The organism is Sphingobacterium sp. UBA1897 (assembly GCF_002337775.1).
Taxonomy (GTDB): domain Bacteria; phylum Bacteroidota; class Bacteroidia; order Sphingobacteriales; family Sphingobacteriaceae; genus Sphingobacterium; species Sphingobacterium siyangense.
On sequence record NZ_DDGR01000031.1, the window covers coordinates 91122 to 108262 of the forward strand.

Genomic DNA, 17141 nt, shown 5'->3' on the forward strand with positions numbered 1-17141 from the left:
TTATGAGCAGCTTTTGACAATACCCGGAAACAAGAACAAAGCCATTATTTTGGATCGAGAAAGCCGGCTTCTATTGTGCTATTCATAACAAAAACTTATAAAATGTTTAGATGAAGATAACGCTACTTTGTATAGGTAAGACAGATGACAAGTACCTGATAGAGGGTATTGACAAGTATATTAAACGGTTAAAGTTTTATGTGAACTTTAATATCATGGTGATACCAGACATCAAAAATGTCAAGAATCTTTCTGCTGAACAGCAGAAAGATAAGGAGGCTCTTTTGATTCTAAAACAATTACAGCCTCAAGATTTAGTCGTTCTGCTCGATGAACATGGAAAAGAGTTTCGCTCCCTGGAGTTTTCTGCTTATCTGGAAAAAATGATGGTGCAAAGTGTTCAGCAAATGGTATTTATTATTGGTGGTCCCTATGGATTTGACCAAAAAATTTATGATCGAGCAAATTCAAAAATTTCGTTGTCCAAGATGACATTTTCGCATCAAATGATTCGTTTGTTTTTTACAGAGCAGCTTTATCGTGCATTTTCTATCATGAAGGGAGAGCCTTATCATCACGAATAATATGGAAAAAAGTCCGTAACTTCATCATGAATAAAAACAAGCTTATGAATTTGCCCAACAAACGAGATTATCACTATAAAAGTGACGAAGGAGAGAAAAATAGCCAATTGAATAAATACATTATGATTGCTTGTATTATAATCGTAATCGCATTGGCCTATTTTTTCGCATAGCTTAATGCCCTTCCATACGGATCTAGTAAAAGAAATAAATCTCTTACTTAATATCCGTATGGAGGATATCAGCAGATGATTTTAATAAATTTTAATTGAATTGTTTAAGCAAGAACGCTTAATTTTTGGGAGAAGGTTGGCAGGTTTTGCGCGTTCTTTTTGGGGCGGTGTTGTTTACGAATCCCCAGTTGGTCATATAGAATGACAAGGGATTAATTTCTAATAGTTTTTTCATTTTTTCTTTTTTTACCATATAATAATTTATTGATTCGCTAATAGATGATCAATAATCGAGCCAAACTAGAGTGGTTGTCATGTTCGAAAAGAAATATAGCAAATGAGGTCAATAAAAAAATAATTGAAAATGTGTTTTTTAGCATTAGGTCAACATAAAACGCAGCCCATTTGAGAAGGGCTGCGTCGAATCGAAGTATTTATTTTTTATCAATTTTATATAATTTTCCGATATCTGTGATGGCGTACAGCGCGCCATCTTTTCCCTGCGTGATATCTCTAAATCGTTGTCCTTCACCGCCTAGTAGACGTTCTTCTCCAACCACTTTGTTATCCTTCAGGATAATTCTGGCAATGTGCATGCTGCTCAAACCGCAAATAAAAAGATTATTCTTCCATTCTGGAATATTCTGTCCGGTATAGAATGTAATTCCACTAGGCGAGAGAACAGGATCCCAATAATAGACGGGTTGTTCCAGACCGTCTTTTTGTTGTATGCCCTCACCAACCTTATCTCCTTTATATTCTATACCATACGTAATCGTTGGCCATCCATAATTCTTGCCAGCTTCAATTCTGTTCAACTCGTCGCCGCCCCGTGGACCAAATTCGGTTTCCCAAAGATCGCCAGTTTCAGGATGTAAGGCAAGTCCCTGTGGATTACGATGTCCATAACTGTAAATTTCCGGACGTGCATTTGCCTTGCCTATAAATGGATTCCCAGGGGCAGGCTGTCCATCAGTGGTAATACGTAGGATCTTGCCCAATGCTGCATTCAGATCTTGTGCCAATGGTCTTGTGACCAAATCAGATCTTTCACCTGTACTCAAAATAATGTTACCTTCTTTATCAAAGATAATTCGTCCACCATAATGCAAGTTCCCTTTATGAGCAGGAGTAGCTTGGTAGATAACTTTAGCACCTTCTATCGATTTCTCGTCTGCTGACAGTTTTCCTTTCGCAACAGCCGTCAAAGTTCCAGCAGCGGTATTATCAGAGAAAACCCAATATATCATACGGTTTGACTCGAATTTTGGATCAAGACGTAATCCCAAAAGCCCACCTTGCCCACTGCTATTGACTTGAGGTAAACCTTTAATTGGTTCACTTAATTTGCCGTCTGCCGTTGCAATGCGAAAATCACCTTCTTTTTCTGAGATTAATAATCGACCATCGGGTAGCGCAGTGATACCCCAAGGAGATTTTAATCCCTCGGCAATTACTTTACCTTCGAATGGCGTGCTCGTCTTTGCACCTCTAATTCTGGTTTGTCCAGCAAATGCTGGTTTATAATTCGTGTTTGCCTTTTGTGTTTCTACGGGAGGATAACTTGTTGTATCAGTTGCAGAATTTGCACTGCTATCCGAACTTGAATTTGAATTGGCATGGTTGGAATTACATGCAGTTAATCCTAAAGATACTGTTAAGAGGCTTATTGTCAGTTTGGTTTTCATTATCTGTGACTTGTTTTTGGTCTGATTATCTGCTTGAAGATATTAAAAATTAATGAAATATTATTTTTCAGAATGTAATAATATAAATATATAACTCATACTAATAAGAAAGGGGAATGCTAGTCCGCTAATTTGTTTATAAGTATTAAAGGAGTTATTTTCCCGCCAGGCAGTTTCTTACGATTCGGTGGAGCTCAATATCGTTGTTTATATAATAATCACTTATATCTAGAATGGTGTTTGTATTTAAATTGTAAATACACACGGGAACGTAGTTGGGTTGTGCAGAGGTCTCGAAAGTCTTAAAATAATCTGCACTTTCCTGTATGTTTGAAAACTCTTTGGATTCGCAATGCTGTGTATCCTGATTATAAGCAATGGTTATAAAGTTCTTTTTCATTTTACTCGCCTTTTATCAGAATAACGAAAATTGGGAAGTAAAAGTTTTAAAAATTATTGCCTTTTATTTTCTAAACACTGATATGGCTTGCGGCTATTGGCTGTCCAAAAAATATTTTTGCTTTGTTTTCAAAGTCCCGTGGATCGTCTGTTGTATAAAAGGCCAGTTGGCCATTTTGAGAACAAATTGTTTCAATTTCCCGGTGTCTATCAAGATATTCTTTTAAGCTATTGGCAACAATAGGTCCCTGGGAGATGATTTTTATATTACTTGGTGTATATTTTTGGATTACGGGTAGCAATAATGGATAATGGGTGCAGGCAAGTACAATGGTGTCGATTTGATCGGATTGCTGTAAAAGTTCTCGTAAATCTTTTTCTACAAAGTAATGTGCGCCTTCTGTATTGATTTCATTGTTTTCTACTAAAGGAACCCAAAAAGGGCAGTCGTGCTGAAAAACTTCAATTTCTGGATTGAATTTGTGTATTTCTATTTTATAGGATTCAGATTTTACCGTTCCTGTAGTGGCTAAAATACCGATCTTGTTAGTTTTCGTAAAATTGTGTACGATTTCGGTTGTGGGTCTGATGACGCCAAGGACTTTCTTTCCAGGGGGAAGATCATGCTGTTGAATAGTCCTTAATGCTTTTGCAGAAGCCGTATTACATGCGAGAATAACGAGATTACAGCCCAAGTCAAATAATTTAAAAACACATTGTTTGGTGTAATTATAAACGGTCTCAAAGGATCTTGTACCGTAGGGAACACGGGCGTTATCGCCTAAATAGATATAATCGTATTGAGGTAAAAGTTCTTGAATTTCCTTGAATACGGAGAGTCCTCCATAACCGGAATCAAAAATACCAATAGGACCGGGGGTTGTTAAATTATCCATAACACAATGTTATAAGTTCTGAAACTTATAACATTGTGTTACAAGTTTCAGATTTATTGAAGCAAAGATGGTTTCTCTTTATATATTTTCCAAATTAATTCGCCAAATAATGTATTTGTCCAAGCAAACCAATGTCTTGTGAATTTTTTAGGATCGTTTTTATGAAAAGATTCATGCATAAATCCTGTTCCACCATGTGTATTGACCAGTGTTTTAATACAATTACGAATCTCATCATCATTTGTTGAGGTCTGCGCCCGCATAATAATGGACATCGGCCAGATCATATCTCTTCCTATGTGAGGTCCACCAATGCCTTCTGCTGCTGTTCCCTTAAAAAAGAATGGATTTTTATCAGACAAAACAAAGTTACGCGTACGTTGATAAACTTCGTTATTTATATCTACAGCTCCTAAATATGGTAGGGCCAACAAACTAGGGATATTTGCATCATCCATCATAAGATGGCTCGAAAAACCGTCTACTTCAAATGCGTAAATCCGGCCCAGTGTCGGGTGGTCGATGATACCATATTTATTGACTGCTGCTTCGACCTCATTGGCAAGCGCTTCCATTTTTGCAGCGAGTTCGTGTTCATTTTTAACCTTTTTCAAAATTTCAGCAGACTGTCTAAGGCTAACAATCGCAAATAAGTTCGATGGAATCAAAAATGAGAAGATTGTAGAATCGTCCGACGGTCGAAAACTAGAGCAGATCAAACCAACTGGATTTACAGGATATCCGTAGCCATCTACCTGTAATGTGTCGGATCCTCTAGAGGTTGTTCGCTCAAATTTATATGGGCCTAGACTATCTTTACGTTGTTGTTCAACGAAAGTCTGATATATTTTATGTTGTGCTTCTAACCATTCTTCATTAAATGGACTGCTATCATTTGTTTCTTTCCAATAATGATAAGCTAATCGAATTGGATAACACAATGAATCGATTTCCCACTTTCGTTCATGAATTCCAGGTTTCATGTTTGTGTGATCACTGAACCATTCGCCTTTTTTTGTTGGATCGTTATAAAATGCATTGGCATAGGGATCAATATTGATGCATTTACTCTGTTTTTGGATTAAGCCAACAATAAGATCTTGTAGTTTTTTGTCCTTTTTCATAAAAGGGAGGTACGGCCATACCTGCGCACTGCTGTCACGCAACCACATGGCATCAATATCCCCTGTAATCACATAGGTATAATTTCTTCCGTTTTGGACATAGGGAAATACGGTAGTATCTAGGGTATTAGGAAAGCAGTTGTTAAATAACCAAGCCAGTTCCTTATTTTTAACATTTTTCTGAAATTCTACAATTGCATCTTCGATTATCTTGCTCGAGAAAAGTCTTTTCTCTTTACCTGTCCGTACGGTGGGAAAAGAATGTTCCTGAGCGAATGAAAATTTGCTTGTAAGTGCACCTGCGGTTAACAGGGTTGCGTTTTGGATAAATGTTCTGCGTTTCATGCTTATTAGGGCTGTTTTTTATGATTTAAGGTTATTTACTGAAATGCAAGATATAAATATTTTTGAATAAAAGAAACAGCAAATACGATTTAGCATGATAAAATTGACTGAACATATGAATAAAGTCAATTTTATTCGGTTAATTTGCGTTTAGGAATGCATTTTGCTAGAAAAAATAATCTTTGAAATAATTTTATGAGGCTTAATATAACAAAAAATAATAATTTACTCCGAATCGTGCTGGCAGGCATGGGAGTAGGTATTTCCTGCGGAGGTTTTGCCCAGATTAAGAGTCAGCCCTATTCGTATCATTTTTATCAAAAAATGAACGATGCGGTTTATTCTACGGAGACGAGAATGCATACTTCTGCTAAACCATTCGTCATAAAAGACTCTTTATTGTTAGCTAAGTTTGATTCAATCCAATCTAATAAACCCGTTTCTTCGTCTAATTGGTTCATGCGCAAGATCTTTAACGAACATCTTGTGCAGGTTGAAAAAGACGATTACACATTTTACGCAGACTATTTGCCTGATATGTATATTGGAAAAGATATGCAAGGTGACAAACGTCGTACTTGGATGAATGGTAGAGGATTTCAGGTGGGATTGAATGTAGGAAACAAATTTACATTGAATACCTCTGCATTTGAAAACCAAGCTGTCTTTCCTAAATATTTAGATGATTATATTGTTGCACATAAAGTTATTCCGGGTCAAGGAAATACAAAATTTCAGTCCAAGAATAAAATGGACTGGATGTATGCGACAGCTAGTATGACTTATGACGCCCATAAGTATATCCAGGCAACTTTGGCTTACGACAAAAACTTTATCGGGGATGGCTATCGATCGATGCTTTTATCGGATTTTTCTTCAAACTATGCGCATCTGAAATTGACCGGGACCATAGGGAATGTTCAATATACTTCGATCTGGGCGTATATGAATGATCCGACGCATCCTAGGCAAGATTTGACGGGTACAACTCCGATGGAAGGGCAGAATAATACACGTTTAGGAGACGGAAAAAAATGGGGTGCTTTCCAATACTTGGATTGGAATGTGACAAATAAGTTATCGATAGGCTTTTTTCAGTCTGTCGTTTGGGCTGCTCAAGATGAAGCTGGTAAAAGAGGTTTTGATTTTAGTTATATTAGTCCAATTATCTTTATTCGACCTGTTGAAAGTAATAACTCAACGTCGCCTGACAAAATGTTTTTGGGATTGACCTCCAAATATAAATTACCTTATAGATTGACTGCATATGGACAGTTTTTACTGGGTGAATTTACTGCTAAAGAGTTCTTCGCCGGTAACGGCTATGCGCACAACAAATGGGGAGCACAACTTGGCGTAAGGGGATATGATATGTTTGGTGTGAAGAATTTAAATTTTCTTGCCGAGTATAATACAGCAAGACCATATACTTACGCACACTTTAAATCGTATTCAAACTACAGTAACAATGCCGAACCATTGGCCCATCCGAAAGGGGCAAACTTTAGAGAGCTTGTTGGTCTTGTGAATTATGCCTGGGATAGATGGGACTTTTCGTTACAGGGCATGTTTACCCAAAATGGGCTGGATCTACCTGATGGAAGTAATATGGGCGGAGATATTTTTCAATCCTATCGAACGATACCAAATCTATATGGAAACCATATAGCGCAAGGAATAAAGAACAATATCTATTATGCGGATGCTAAGGCTGCCTATGTGCTTAACCCCAAGTATAACCTTCGCTTAGAACTTGGTTATACCCAACGTTACGCAAAAGCACAATATGAAACACCGGTAGTCAATAAGTCCGGCGTTGTTTCATTTGGTCTTCGCTCAAGTTTCCGGGCAATTTATAACGATTTATAGAAATTATATAAATCGAACTATATTTGAAATAGGACAAACTATATTGATTCGACTATAGGATCAATATAGTTTGTTTTTAAAACCATGTCTCAGGAAAAATGGACAACATAGGAGAGAAAGCTTTGATACAGCCAGCATAAAATATCCGATGGTTGACGATCCTTTCTTATGATTTATTACGGCTTAAAAACGATCTATTTAAACAGAAAATGGCATGGGTTCGCTCCGTTAGCCAATGGACCAGTGCAAAAATAATTATATTTCAATGAAAAAAATCCTCATACTGAATGGCCCAAATTTGAATTTGTTGGGTGTAAGGGAGAAATCGATTTATGGTAGCCAGGACTTCCTTAGCTACTTTGAAGAACTTAAACAACAGTTTGAAAAGGTACAATTGCACTATTTTCAAAGCAATTCAGAAGGAGGGTTAATCGATAAGATCCACGAAGTTGGTTTTGAATTTGATGGAATTGTGTTGAATGCTGGAGCGTATACGCATACATCTGTTGCTATTGGAGATGCAATTGCGGCTGTTACAACACCTGTAATTGAAGTTCACATAAGCAATGTCCATCAAAGAGAGGAGTTTCGCCATCATTCGTTCCTGGCAAAGAATTGTAAAGGGGTGATCTGTGGTTTTGGCCTGGATAGCTACAGATTGGGTATCGAGGCGTTTATTAAATAATATCTTCTTTTGTGCAAGGAAGAGAAAAAATAGTTATAAAATAAAAAAGCGGGAATTCCCGCTTTTTTATTTTATAACTAACAGACTTGTTCTAACCAATAAGACTTCTGATTTCGACTTCGTCTGCTTTGATCTGAGCTTTCATTTCTTCAAGCGAGTCAAACCGCTCATCATGTCGGATAAAATGAAGGAACTTGACACGTAGTGTCTTGCCGTAAATATCCTGATCGAAATCGAATAGGCTGATTTCAATAGCACGATTCATCCCATCAACAGTGGGTCTGGTCCCTATATAGCCCATACCTTTCGCAATTGAAACCGGATTTTCCTCTTTATACTCGCCAGTAGTGATGTTTTGGATATGATTATAGATGTAAACCTCAACAGCATAAATACCATAGGCCGGTATGAGTTTATGAGGTTCGTGAACCTGTAGGTTTGCTGTTGGAAATCCGATTGTACGCCCGATTTGGTCGCCTCTAATAACAGTTCCCGTTAATTCGAAAGGATAGCCTAAATAGAGATTAGCTGTTCTTATATCGCCTTTTATAAGCGCTTCACGTACTCGTGTAGAGGATACTGCAATATCGTTGATATCCTGCTCCGGAATTTCGTCAACACTGTAGTCAAATATAGATGCAAACTGTTCTAAATCGCCCATAGTACCCTTTCGGTCTTTTCCAAAATGGTGATCATAACCTATCACAATCTTTTTTGTACCCAATTTGCCTACAAGAACATTACTAATATATTCTTCCGGAGTCTGATTTGAAAAATCACGGGAAAAAGGAATGATAATTAAGTGGTCAATTCCCACTTTGCTTAATTGACTGACCTTTTCTTCGATATCGTTGATTAGGCGTAAACTATCATCATCTGGATTGATAATCAACCGTGGATGTGGGAAAAAAGTAAGCAAAATTGTCTCACCATTAATTTTATGAGCTGCTTCCTTTAAGTGAGCCAATATTTTTTGATGGCCAATATGAACACCATCGAAAGTACCGATGGTTACAACTGCATTTTCAACTGGTGAGAAATCATCTAAACTTCTGTAGATTTTCATTTATAGGAGTTTTTGCAAAAATAAGATAAAGAATCAATAAAATGGGAGGGTAAAGTTATTTAATGATTTCTTTATGACGTTTTATTTCAGCGATAAGTTGTTCTAGATTCCAGGCATTTTCTACCGAATAATCTCCACTTTTGGTGCGTCTTAAAGAACTCAGATGTGATCCACTCTGTAAGATTTTTCCAAAGTCATAGGCCAATGATCTAATGTAGGTTCCTTTTGAACAGGATATGCGAAAATACACGTTGGGAAGCTCGATCTTTTCAATGAGAAAGCTATTGATGCGTACCTGGCGGGATTTTATTTCAACCTCTTCGCCACGACGGGCCTTTTCATAGACGCGTTCACCATTAATTTTTATGGCTGAATGGGCTGGAGGAAACTGCTGAATTTCGCCTTCAAAGGATTTTGCTGCTTCGAAGATCATTTCCTCTGTGATGTGATCGATTGGAAAGGTTTGGTCAATTTCTGTTTCCAGATCGTAAGAAGGCGTTGTCGCTCCTAATGTGATCGAACCTGTATATTCTTTGTCTTCAGCTTGGTAGCTGTCTATTTTCTTTGTTAGTTTTCCGGTACATACAATCAGTAGACCTGTTGCCAGTGGATCTAGAGTTCCTGCATGACCGACTTTTAATTTTAATGGCTTGATTGAGTTTCTAACTTTACCAACAACATCAAAACTTGTCCATGTTAAAGGTTTATCGATCAACAACATTTCTCCTTCAGCAAAGTTGAACTTTGCTGAATTTTCACTAACCTCTATATTTTCCATCCGAAGATTTTAGATAATTTGTAAACTATGGCCCGAAAGTAGGAGGGCAAGAATAATAACACCAACGATGATTCGGTACCAACCAAATGCTTTAAAACCATATTTGGTCAAAAAGCCAATAAAAGACTTAATGGCTACAATTGCAACAACGAAACCAATTAGATTTCCAATAATAAGCAAATTAAGTTCTTCTCCTGTGAAGGTGTTACCTTCTTTAAAAAACTTTAAAAGCTTTACTGCAGAAGCACCAAACATCATAGGCAAAGCAAGGAAAAAGGAAAATTCCGCAGCAGCTTTACGGGTTAGTTTCTCAGCCATACCGCCAATAATTGTACTTGCAGATCTTGAGGTACCCGGGATTAATGCAAGACATTGGTATACCCCGATCATAAAAGCTTGTTTGTAGGAAACCTTGTCCGAATCTTCAACAGTTGGTTTGTTGAACCACTTGTCAACGAAAAGTAGCACTACGCCGCCGACTACCAACATCACTGCGACCATTAAAGGACTCTCTAATAATGCATCAATATAATCGTTGAATAGCAAACCCAATATAGAGGCTGGAATAGCTGCAATGACCAATTTGTAGTAAAATGATAGCGTTTTAAAAAAACGTTTGTAGTATAGTACCAGAACCGATAATATTGTTCCTAACTGGATGACAATCGTAAATAGTTTGACAAATGCCGATGGTTGAATACCCATTAAGGCAGTAGCAATGATCATATGACCTGTCGAAGATACAGGCAAAAACTCCGTTAATCCTTCAATGATAGCAAGGATGATAGCTTCAATAATAGACATCTGTTTAAGATAAGATTATGCTTTAATTTGATTTGTTTTTGGGACGATATAGGATTGCCGCAAAGCCTATCGCAAACCCAAGAACAACAACAATAGGGGCCAAGGTAATCTTGGTAAAACTATAGATATCAGTTTCACCAGACATCAATGTAAAGCCTATGATTACAATAGCTAAGCTCGCTATGAACAGTTGGTAATTTACTTTGGAGAATACAAATGAACCTTTGTTGACTGATTCAGTAGATTTCTTTATTTGAGCCATTTTTATCTGTATAAATCGTTAGATTGTGCCTTTAAATATTTTGTTACTGCGAAATAGGTGCTAAGTCCCGAAATGAGAATTCCAATCAAGATTACGCCTAAAAAGATCACCGCAAATTCGAACCAATTGCGTAAAAAGACCAGTTCTGGTATTTGCTGTTGTGCAAATTTCAGCGTTAAAATAAGGAGTAAAATCGCGATCAAAGATCCCAGTAAACCATGAATGATGCCATACGTTATAAATGGTTTACGAATAAAGTTTTTAGTAGCCCCAATCAATTGCATACTTTTGATTAAGAAACGTTGTGAATAGATCGCAAGACGTATCGTATTGTTGATTAAAGCTACGGCGATAATCAATAGGATAACCGCAAAAGCAAGAACAATCATTCCGATTATACGTACGTTTTTGTTGACCATGTCAATTAATGACTCTTGGTATACAACTTCTTTAATTTTATTGTTTTTGGAGATCTTTTCAATAAAAGTTTTAATGCTATCTGTATTGGCATAATTCTCTTTCATGTAAACATCCAAAGAAGGTAGAAGTGGGTTATGTCCCAAATATTGTACGAAATCTTCACCAAGATCTTCTTTCAAGTTTTTTGCAGCCAATTCCTTACTAATATATTCGGTGCGAAGCACGTAAGGATCTTTTTCCAGGTCTTTTTGTAGAGAAAGGACATCACCTTCACTTGTGCCATCATTTACGATGACATTTAAGACGATATTTTCCTTAACGTATTTCGAAAGATTTTTAGCGTGCACCAAGAGTAATCCCAACATACCTGTTACCAACAACACGAGAGCGATACTGATAACCGTAGATACATATACAGATTTTGTTTTTCTTTTTTGTGTGCTTAATTCGTATTCTGACATAATAAGCAAAAATTTATTTGCGAAAGTAACTATTTGAGTGGAAGATTTCGAATTAATCTTGTAATTACTTTGATAAAAATCAATTCGAAGGCTGTTTTCTTCCTATGTTTAATTAACTTTTCAATACTATAATTTATTGTTCAAACTACAAAACTTTTATCACATTTCAGTATTAAAATCGTAATTTCGCAAGTCATAAAAATTCCTTACGAATAAAAATGGAGTATAATCACAAATCATTAGAGAAAAAGTGGCAAAAGTTTTGGGCGGATCATCAAACGTATAAAACCTCCGATACGCATCAAAAGCCAAAATACTATGTATTGGATATGTTTCCTTATCCTTCCGGAGCGGGGCTGCACGTTGGTCACCCGCTGGGATATATTGCTTCGGACATCTTTTCAAGATATAAACGTTTGAAAGGTTTCAATGTATTGCATCCGATGGGATATGATTCTTTTGGACTTCCAGCAGAGCAATATGCCATTCAAACTGGTCAGCATCCTGCAGTGACGACTGAGGTAAATATCAATCGATATCGTGAGCAAATGGACAACATTGGGTTCTCTTATGATTGGAGTAGAGAAGTGCGTACTTCTGATCCGTCATATTACAAATGGACACAATGGATTTTTATGAGATTGTTTGATTCTTGGTATAATAAGGAATCAGATAAAGCTGAACCGATCGGAACGTTAATCGCGAGGTTTGTTGCAAGTGGTTCAACTGGCATTTCAGCAGTTTCAGATGAAGACTTCTTGGAGTTCAGCGCTGACGAATGGAAATCTTTTGATGAAGAAAAACAGCAACGGGAATTGTTGAAATATCGGATTGCTTATTTGCGTGAAAGTACAGTAAACTGGTGTGCTGCTTTAGGTACAGTATTAGCGAATGACGAGGTAATCAACGGTGTCTCTGAGCGCGGTGGTTATCCTGTGGAGCAAAAGAAGATGATGCAGTGGTCTATGCGCATTACTGCTTACGCGGATCGTTTGTTGAAAGGTTTGGATACAATTGATTGGCCAGAACCTTTGGTTGAAATGCAACGTAACTGGATCGGAAAATCGGTAGGTGCCTCGGTGAAATTTCCCGTACCACAATTAAATACAGCAATTGAAGTGTTTACGACGCGTGTAGATACTATATATGGTGTTTCTTTTGTCGTTTTGGCTCCAGAACATGAATTGGTTGCAGCATTGACTACCCCTGAGCAGCAAACAGAAGTAGACGCCTATATCGAGAAAACTTCGAAAAAATCTGAATTGGATCGTATGGCCGATACAAAAACAGTCTCTGGTGCTTTTACGGGTTCTTACGCTAAACATCCAATTTCTGGACAGGATGTACAGATTTGGATCGCAGATTATGTACTTGCTGGTTATGGTACAGGTGCTGTAATGGCAGTTCCTAGTGGCGATCAACGTGACTATGTGTTTGCTAAACATTTCACTCTTCCTATTATTCCTATTTCGGATACCCAAAATATTGAAGAAGAAGCTGATCCAAATAAAGATGGAAAATACATCAATTCCGATTTTATCAATGGTATGACTTACCAAGAGGCGGTTCCTGCTTTGATTGCTAAATTGGAAGAATTAAAATTAGGTAAAGCGAAAATAAACTTCCGCATGCGTGATGCTATTTTTGGGCGTCAGCGTTATTGGGGAGAACCCGTGCCTGTCTACTTTAAAAATGGATTACCTTATTTAATTAAAGAAGAAGAATTACCGCTCTTATTGCCCGAAGTTGATAAATATTTACCAACGGAATCGGGTGAACCTCCATTGGGAAGGGCCAAAGATTGGAAATATGAAGATCAATATGAGTATGAATTGAGTACGATGCCGGGATGGGCAGGCTCCTCATGGTATTGGTTTAGATATATGGATCCAAAAAATGAAGGTAATTTTGCGTCCAAAGAGGCTGTGGATTATTGGAAAGCCGTAGATTTATATATCGGTGGTTCTGAGCATGCTACTGGACACTTGTTGTATTCGCGTTTTTGGAACAAGTTTTTGAAAGATTTGGGTTACCAAAATGAGGAAGAGCCATTCCGCAAATTGATTAATCAAGGTATGATTCAAGGGCGCTCTAATTTTGTGTATCGTGTACTTGATGGCGAAGGGAGAGGTACAAATCAATTTGTGTCTTATGGATTAAAAAATGAATACAAAACTATTCCTTTGCATGTAGACGTGAATATTGTTCATAATGATGTGCTGGACTTGGAAAAATTCAAAAACTTCAGGCCGGATTTTGCAAATGCTGAATTTGTATTGGAAAATGGTAAGTATATCTGCGGTAGTGAGGTAGAGAAAATGTCGAAATCCAAATTCAATGTGGTCAATCCTGATGATATTATCGAATCCTATGGAGCAGATACATTGCGTCTATACGAAATGTTTTTAGGGCCTTTGGAGCAGGCTAAGCCTTGGAATACAAATGGTATTGAAGGGGTTTATAAGTTCTTACGTAAAGTATGGCGACTGTTCCACGATGCTGAGGGTAATTTCAGTGTTTCCAATGAAGATCCATCCAAAGCAGAATTTAAAGCCTTACATAAAATTATCAAAAAGGTGGAAGATGATATTGAACGTTTCTCATTCAATACTTCTGTTTCAGCCTTTATGATCTGTGTCAATGAATTGACCGAGTTGAAATGCAATAAACGACAGATATTGGAACAGCTCGTCATTGTTCTTCAGCCTTATGCACCACATATTACGGAAGAGTTGTGGGCGCTGTTGGGTAACGACGCCGGTACACTTTCTTACGCTTCATATCCTGTGTTCAAAGCAGAATATTTGGTTGAATCTGAATTTGCTTATCCGGTATCTTTCAATGGCAAGATGAAATTCAATCTATCATTAGCGCTTGATTTAGATCAAAAAGCAGTAGAAGATACGATTAGAGCACATGCTGATGTACAACGGCATTTAGATGGGAAGACAATCAAAAAGATTATTTTTGTCAAAGGAAAAATAATCAATATCGTGATTTAACCCACTCAATACAGTATAAAAAGCCGTTTTATCGACAGGATAAAACGGCTTTTTTATGCCAATACATCTTGAAAAGCTATTGTTTTATCGAAGATAGCTTTCGCATAGGGACAATTTGGGATAATTTTGGCGTCATTCTTTCGGGCATAGTCAACAGCCTCCAGTACCAATTTTTTTCCCACACTCATTCCCTGATACTCATCGTAGACTTCTGTATGATCAATGGAAAACTCATGATCGTTTTGCCAGGTATACTCTAAAATTCCGGCTTCATTATTTTCAACTTCTGCAATAAAATTGCCTCTTTCGTCCCTTTCGATGTTTCTTATTTCCATAGTTTTTTTTAAAAATAACGTCCAAATGATCTTTTTGTTTTATGGAATTTTTCAATTTTGTGATCGAAATAAATCTTGTTTAAAAAGATCGAAAGATCGATGGGCTTCAGGTAACTGACTGTTATCAGGGCCCATTGTACGCGACTAGGTTTAGACAAAAATTTATGAACTGGATATTTGTGTTTAAAGTCGAAGAAACGAATCGGTTCCAGGTTAAGATCACTTGGTGCAGGATCGCTCAATATCCCTTTTTTAAAGAATTTTTTGTACCTTTGCAATTATCTCCTTAGAACACATCGCATTTTTATCTTTTCAACGAAGCTCTAAAGGTCCGTAACCTCCTCGGGAACATTTATTTTAATCCATATTGAATGAGCAAAAGCCAAATTACATTTAACAAAAAAGAACGAGAAAAAAAGAAACTACTCAAAAAACAACAAAAAATTGAGAAAAAAGAATTCAACAAAACAAACAACGACAAGGGGAAATCTTTGGAAGAATTGTTTGCTTATGTTGATGAACATGGGAATATTTCAGACAGACCTGCGATAAAATTGAAAGAAGGGGAGAGTCCAAGCATGGCCTCAAATCATCATGACGAGTATTCCTTCGGAAAAGTTGTCCATTACAATAACGACTCCAACTATGGGTTTATTAGAGACAACGAAACTCAACAATCTATTTATTTCAATGACCGTCTTGCTGGACAGAAATTGAACTTGAATCAGAAAGTGAAGTTTAAATTTAAAAGTGCTAAACAAGGTGCTCAAGTCACTGAAGTCTTGATCGAGTATTAGCTGAAAAAGTACTCTTAATCGAGTATTGATGATTATAAGGCCTTTTGTTTGATGTCAGGGTATTTGGAGTCAAACAAAGGTTTTTTTACATTTATCCGAATGCCTGCTTTCCCGCTAAAGGTATTCTTTATAAAGAGAGGCTTCCCGCAGTTTCAGCGTTTAAATCGCTTTCATTAATCGCTGTTGAGAGCGAAAAGAGTTTTTTTCTACCGGTATAATTTCACGATTTCTGCTTATTGTTCCTCTCTCGGATAAGTTGATGATTTTTTTTGATATAGAAGGATTGATGGAAACAGAAATAAAATAACCCTCCAGCAAAGTAAGCTGCGACGTCAGCAATATCTCCGGTATTATAAGTGGTACATTGAGGCATGATCCATTCAAAAAGTAAGGAGGTGAAGAATGAAATTATCCAGATTTGGTAAAGCGGATAACCATGGGCTCTGCCATTGTTGAATACATAACTACCTACTATAGATGAACAATGGATAATAATCGGTACAAAAACGAAATCAGTCAGCCAGTCGTTTAGGAAGGGGATAGGGAAATGATTAGCCCGAGTAAATCGAATAAAGAACCAACAAAACCAGTAGAAGATAAATAAGCCGTCAAACAGCTCCCTACTTAATGAGCGAAGGAGATGGCGATTAACATTGCTATAGCACCGCATGCCATTAAAGTTAAAAACATAAAGAAAGCAGTCTGTTTACCGAATTTCTTCCAAGAACTGTCGTTTGGATGAGCTGGGATTAAAGTTTGTTTTAATTCGATGTATTGCCTTTTTAGCCAATTTCCCGTTGATTTTTCCATGTATATGATCTTATTTTTAGTTTATGATGCAAAATTAGAACAATTGTTCTAATTTTGCATCATGAATACGAAAGAAAAAATTATTGTGGGTGCGTTGAAGCTTTACAATCGTGATGGTATACGTACGGTAACAACGCGTCAAATTGCTCAGGAACTGAATATAAGTGCCGGTAATCTTCATTATCATTTTAAACATACCGAGGATATTATTTTTCAACTTTTCCAATTATTGCAAAACGAGTATGAAAAGATGATTTTGAAACCTGAAGATGATGCAAGCACATTTCGCCGGGTGCTGGATAGTTTTATTGATGGCTCTTATGCGCTAATATCGAAATACAGGTTTATTTTTGAGAATTTTGTCGAAATTTGCAACTGGATCCCCAGTATTGCAGAGGCTTACAGAAATTTGGTGGCACAGCGTGAAGAGCAACTTGTCTCTCTGTTTTTGTATTACGCTGAGCTAGGCATGTTTCGCTCTGATATACCCTTGGCAAATTTACAGGGGTTCGTGCGCCAACTTTTTATCATTTCAGATTTTTGGAGCTCAAGCTATGCTGTTTTGGGTGCACACCAAAATGGAAATCCACTGGAAGATTATAGACAGACGATTCACACGGCCTTTTATCCATATCTTGTTTAA

17 protein-coding genes are annotated in these 17141 nt (G+C 37.1%); 6 read left to right on the top strand and 11 right to left on the bottom strand.

Features of this window, described 5'->3' with window-relative positions; all coding sequences use genetic code 11:
* The first annotated feature begins 110 nt into the window (after positions 1 to 110).
* Positions 111 to 584, top strand: coding sequence for a 23S rRNA (pseudouridine(1915)-N(3))-methyltransferase RlmH (rlmH, locus tag B4N43_RS21065; protein ID WP_286736102.1), 474 nt, complete (start codon positions 111 to 113; stop codon positions 582 to 584).
* A gap of 607 nt (positions 585 to 1191) precedes the next feature.
* On the opposite strand, the gene B4N43_RS21070 is transcribed toward rlmH, so the two are convergent.
* From B4N43_RS21070 to B4N43_RS21085, 4 genes are all read right to left on the bottom strand, one after another.
* Positions 1192 to 2445 (bottom strand): PQQ-dependent sugar dehydrogenase, encoded by a 1254-nt coding sequence (locus tag B4N43_RS21070; protein WP_286736103.1) that lies wholly within the window; start codon positions 2443 to 2445, stop codon positions 1192 to 1194.
* Positions 2446 to 2599: 154 nt separating this feature from the next.
* Positions 2600 to 2845: a hypothetical protein gene (locus B4N43_RS21075; protein ID WP_075993320.1), complete on the bottom strand. Its 246-nt coding sequence runs from the start codon at positions 2843 to 2845 to the stop codon at positions 2600 to 2602.
* A gap of 70 nt (positions 2846 to 2915) precedes the next feature.
* Positions 2916 to 3740 (bottom strand): glutamate racemase, encoded by an 825-nt coding sequence (gene murI, locus B4N43_RS21080; RefSeq protein WP_286736104.1) that lies wholly within the window; start codon positions 3738 to 3740, stop codon positions 2916 to 2918.
* A 53-nt stretch (positions 3741 to 3793) separates the two neighbouring features.
* Positions 3794 to 5209 carry a glycoside hydrolase family 125 protein gene (locus B4N43_RS21085; protein ID WP_286736105.1) on the bottom strand — a complete coding sequence of 472 codons (1416 nt, stop codon included), beginning with the start codon at positions 5207 to 5209 and terminating at the stop codon, positions 3794 to 3796.
* Between the two features lie 195 nt (positions 5210 to 5404).
* On the opposite strand from B4N43_RS21085, the gene B4N43_RS21090 reads away from it, so the two are divergent.
* Both B4N43_RS21090 and aroQ read left to right on the top strand, forming a co-directional pair.
* Entirely contained in the window at positions 5405 to 7078 is a 1674-nt protein-coding gene (locus B4N43_RS21090) for a gliding motility protein RemB (protein WP_286736106.1), read from the top strand.
* 265 nt (positions 7079 to 7343) lie between these two features.
* Positions 7344 to 7763 carry a type II 3-dehydroquinate dehydratase gene (gene aroQ, locus B4N43_RS21095; RefSeq protein ID WP_286736107.1) on the top strand — a complete coding sequence of 140 codons (420 nt, stop codon included), beginning with the start codon at positions 7344 to 7346 and terminating at the stop codon, positions 7761 to 7763.
* 91 nt (positions 7764 to 7854) lie between these two features.
* Here aroQ and B4N43_RS21100 read toward each other — a convergent pair whose 3' ends face one another.
* From B4N43_RS21100 to B4N43_RS21120, 5 genes are read right to left on the bottom strand one after another with little or no spacing between them, the layout of a single operon-like run.
* Positions 7855 to 8829: a bifunctional riboflavin kinase/FAD synthetase gene (locus B4N43_RS21100; protein WP_075993316.1), complete on the bottom strand. Its 975-nt coding sequence runs from the start codon at positions 8827 to 8829 to the stop codon at positions 7855 to 7857.
* A 55-nt stretch (positions 8830 to 8884) separates the two neighbouring features.
* Positions 8885 to 9607, bottom strand: coding sequence for a tRNA pseudouridine(55) synthase TruB (gene truB, locus B4N43_RS21105; RefSeq protein WP_075993315.1), 723 nt, complete (start codon positions 9605 to 9607; stop codon positions 8885 to 8887).
* 9 nt (positions 9608 to 9616) lie between these two features.
* Positions 9617 to 10411, bottom strand: a complete 795-nt coding sequence (locus tag B4N43_RS21110) for an undecaprenyl-diphosphate phosphatase (RefSeq protein WP_075993314.1) — start codon at positions 10409 to 10411, stop codon at positions 9617 to 9619.
* Positions 10412 to 10433: 22 nt separating this feature from the next.
* Complete coding sequence (locus B4N43_RS21115; protein WP_075993313.1) at positions 10434 to 10673, bottom strand: DUF3098 domain-containing protein; 240 nt, start codon at positions 10671 to 10673, stop codon at positions 10434 to 10436.
* 2 nt (positions 10674 to 10675) lie between these two features.
* Positions 10676 to 11554 carry a cell division protein FtsX gene (locus B4N43_RS21120; protein ID WP_046674489.1) on the bottom strand — a complete coding sequence of 293 codons (879 nt, stop codon included), beginning with the start codon at positions 11552 to 11554 and terminating at the stop codon, positions 10676 to 10678.
* A 218-nt stretch (positions 11555 to 11772) separates the two neighbouring features.
* Here B4N43_RS21120 and leuS point away from each other — a divergent pair, with 218 nt between their 5' ends.
* The gene (leuS, locus tag B4N43_RS21125; RefSeq protein WP_286736108.1) at positions 11773 to 14556 is read left to right on the top strand and encodes a leucine--tRNA ligase; all 2784 of its coding nucleotides are present in this window, start codon (positions 11773 to 11775) and stop codon (positions 14554 to 14556) included.
* Positions 14557 to 14609: 53 nt separating this feature from the next.
* Here the strand turns inward: leuS and B4N43_RS21130 are convergent, their stop codons facing one another.
* Entirely contained in the window at positions 14610 to 14891 is a 282-nt protein-coding gene (locus B4N43_RS21130; RefSeq protein WP_070565582.1) for a GNAT family N-acetyltransferase, read from the bottom strand.
* Between the two features lie 371 nt (positions 14892 to 15262).
* On the opposite strand from B4N43_RS21130, the gene B4N43_RS21135 reads away from it, so the two are divergent.
* Positions 15263 to 15688 carry a cold-shock protein gene (locus B4N43_RS21135; protein WP_075993311.1) on the top strand — a complete coding sequence of 142 codons (426 nt, stop codon included), beginning with the start codon at positions 15263 to 15265 and terminating at the stop codon, positions 15686 to 15688.
* A gap of 624 nt (positions 15689 to 16312) precedes the next feature.
* Here the strand turns inward: B4N43_RS21135 and B4N43_RS21140 are convergent.
* Entirely contained in the window at positions 16313 to 16498 is a 186-nt protein-coding gene (locus tag B4N43_RS21140; protein ID WP_088162164.1) for a hypothetical protein, read from the bottom strand.
* 61 nt (positions 16499 to 16559) lie between these two features.
* Between B4N43_RS21140 and B4N43_RS21145 the strand changes: the two genes are divergently transcribed.
* The gene (locus B4N43_RS21145) at positions 16560 to 17141 is read left to right on the top strand and encodes a TetR/AcrR family transcriptional regulator (protein WP_286736109.1); all 582 of its coding nucleotides are present in this window, start codon (positions 16560 to 16562) and stop codon (positions 17139 to 17141) included.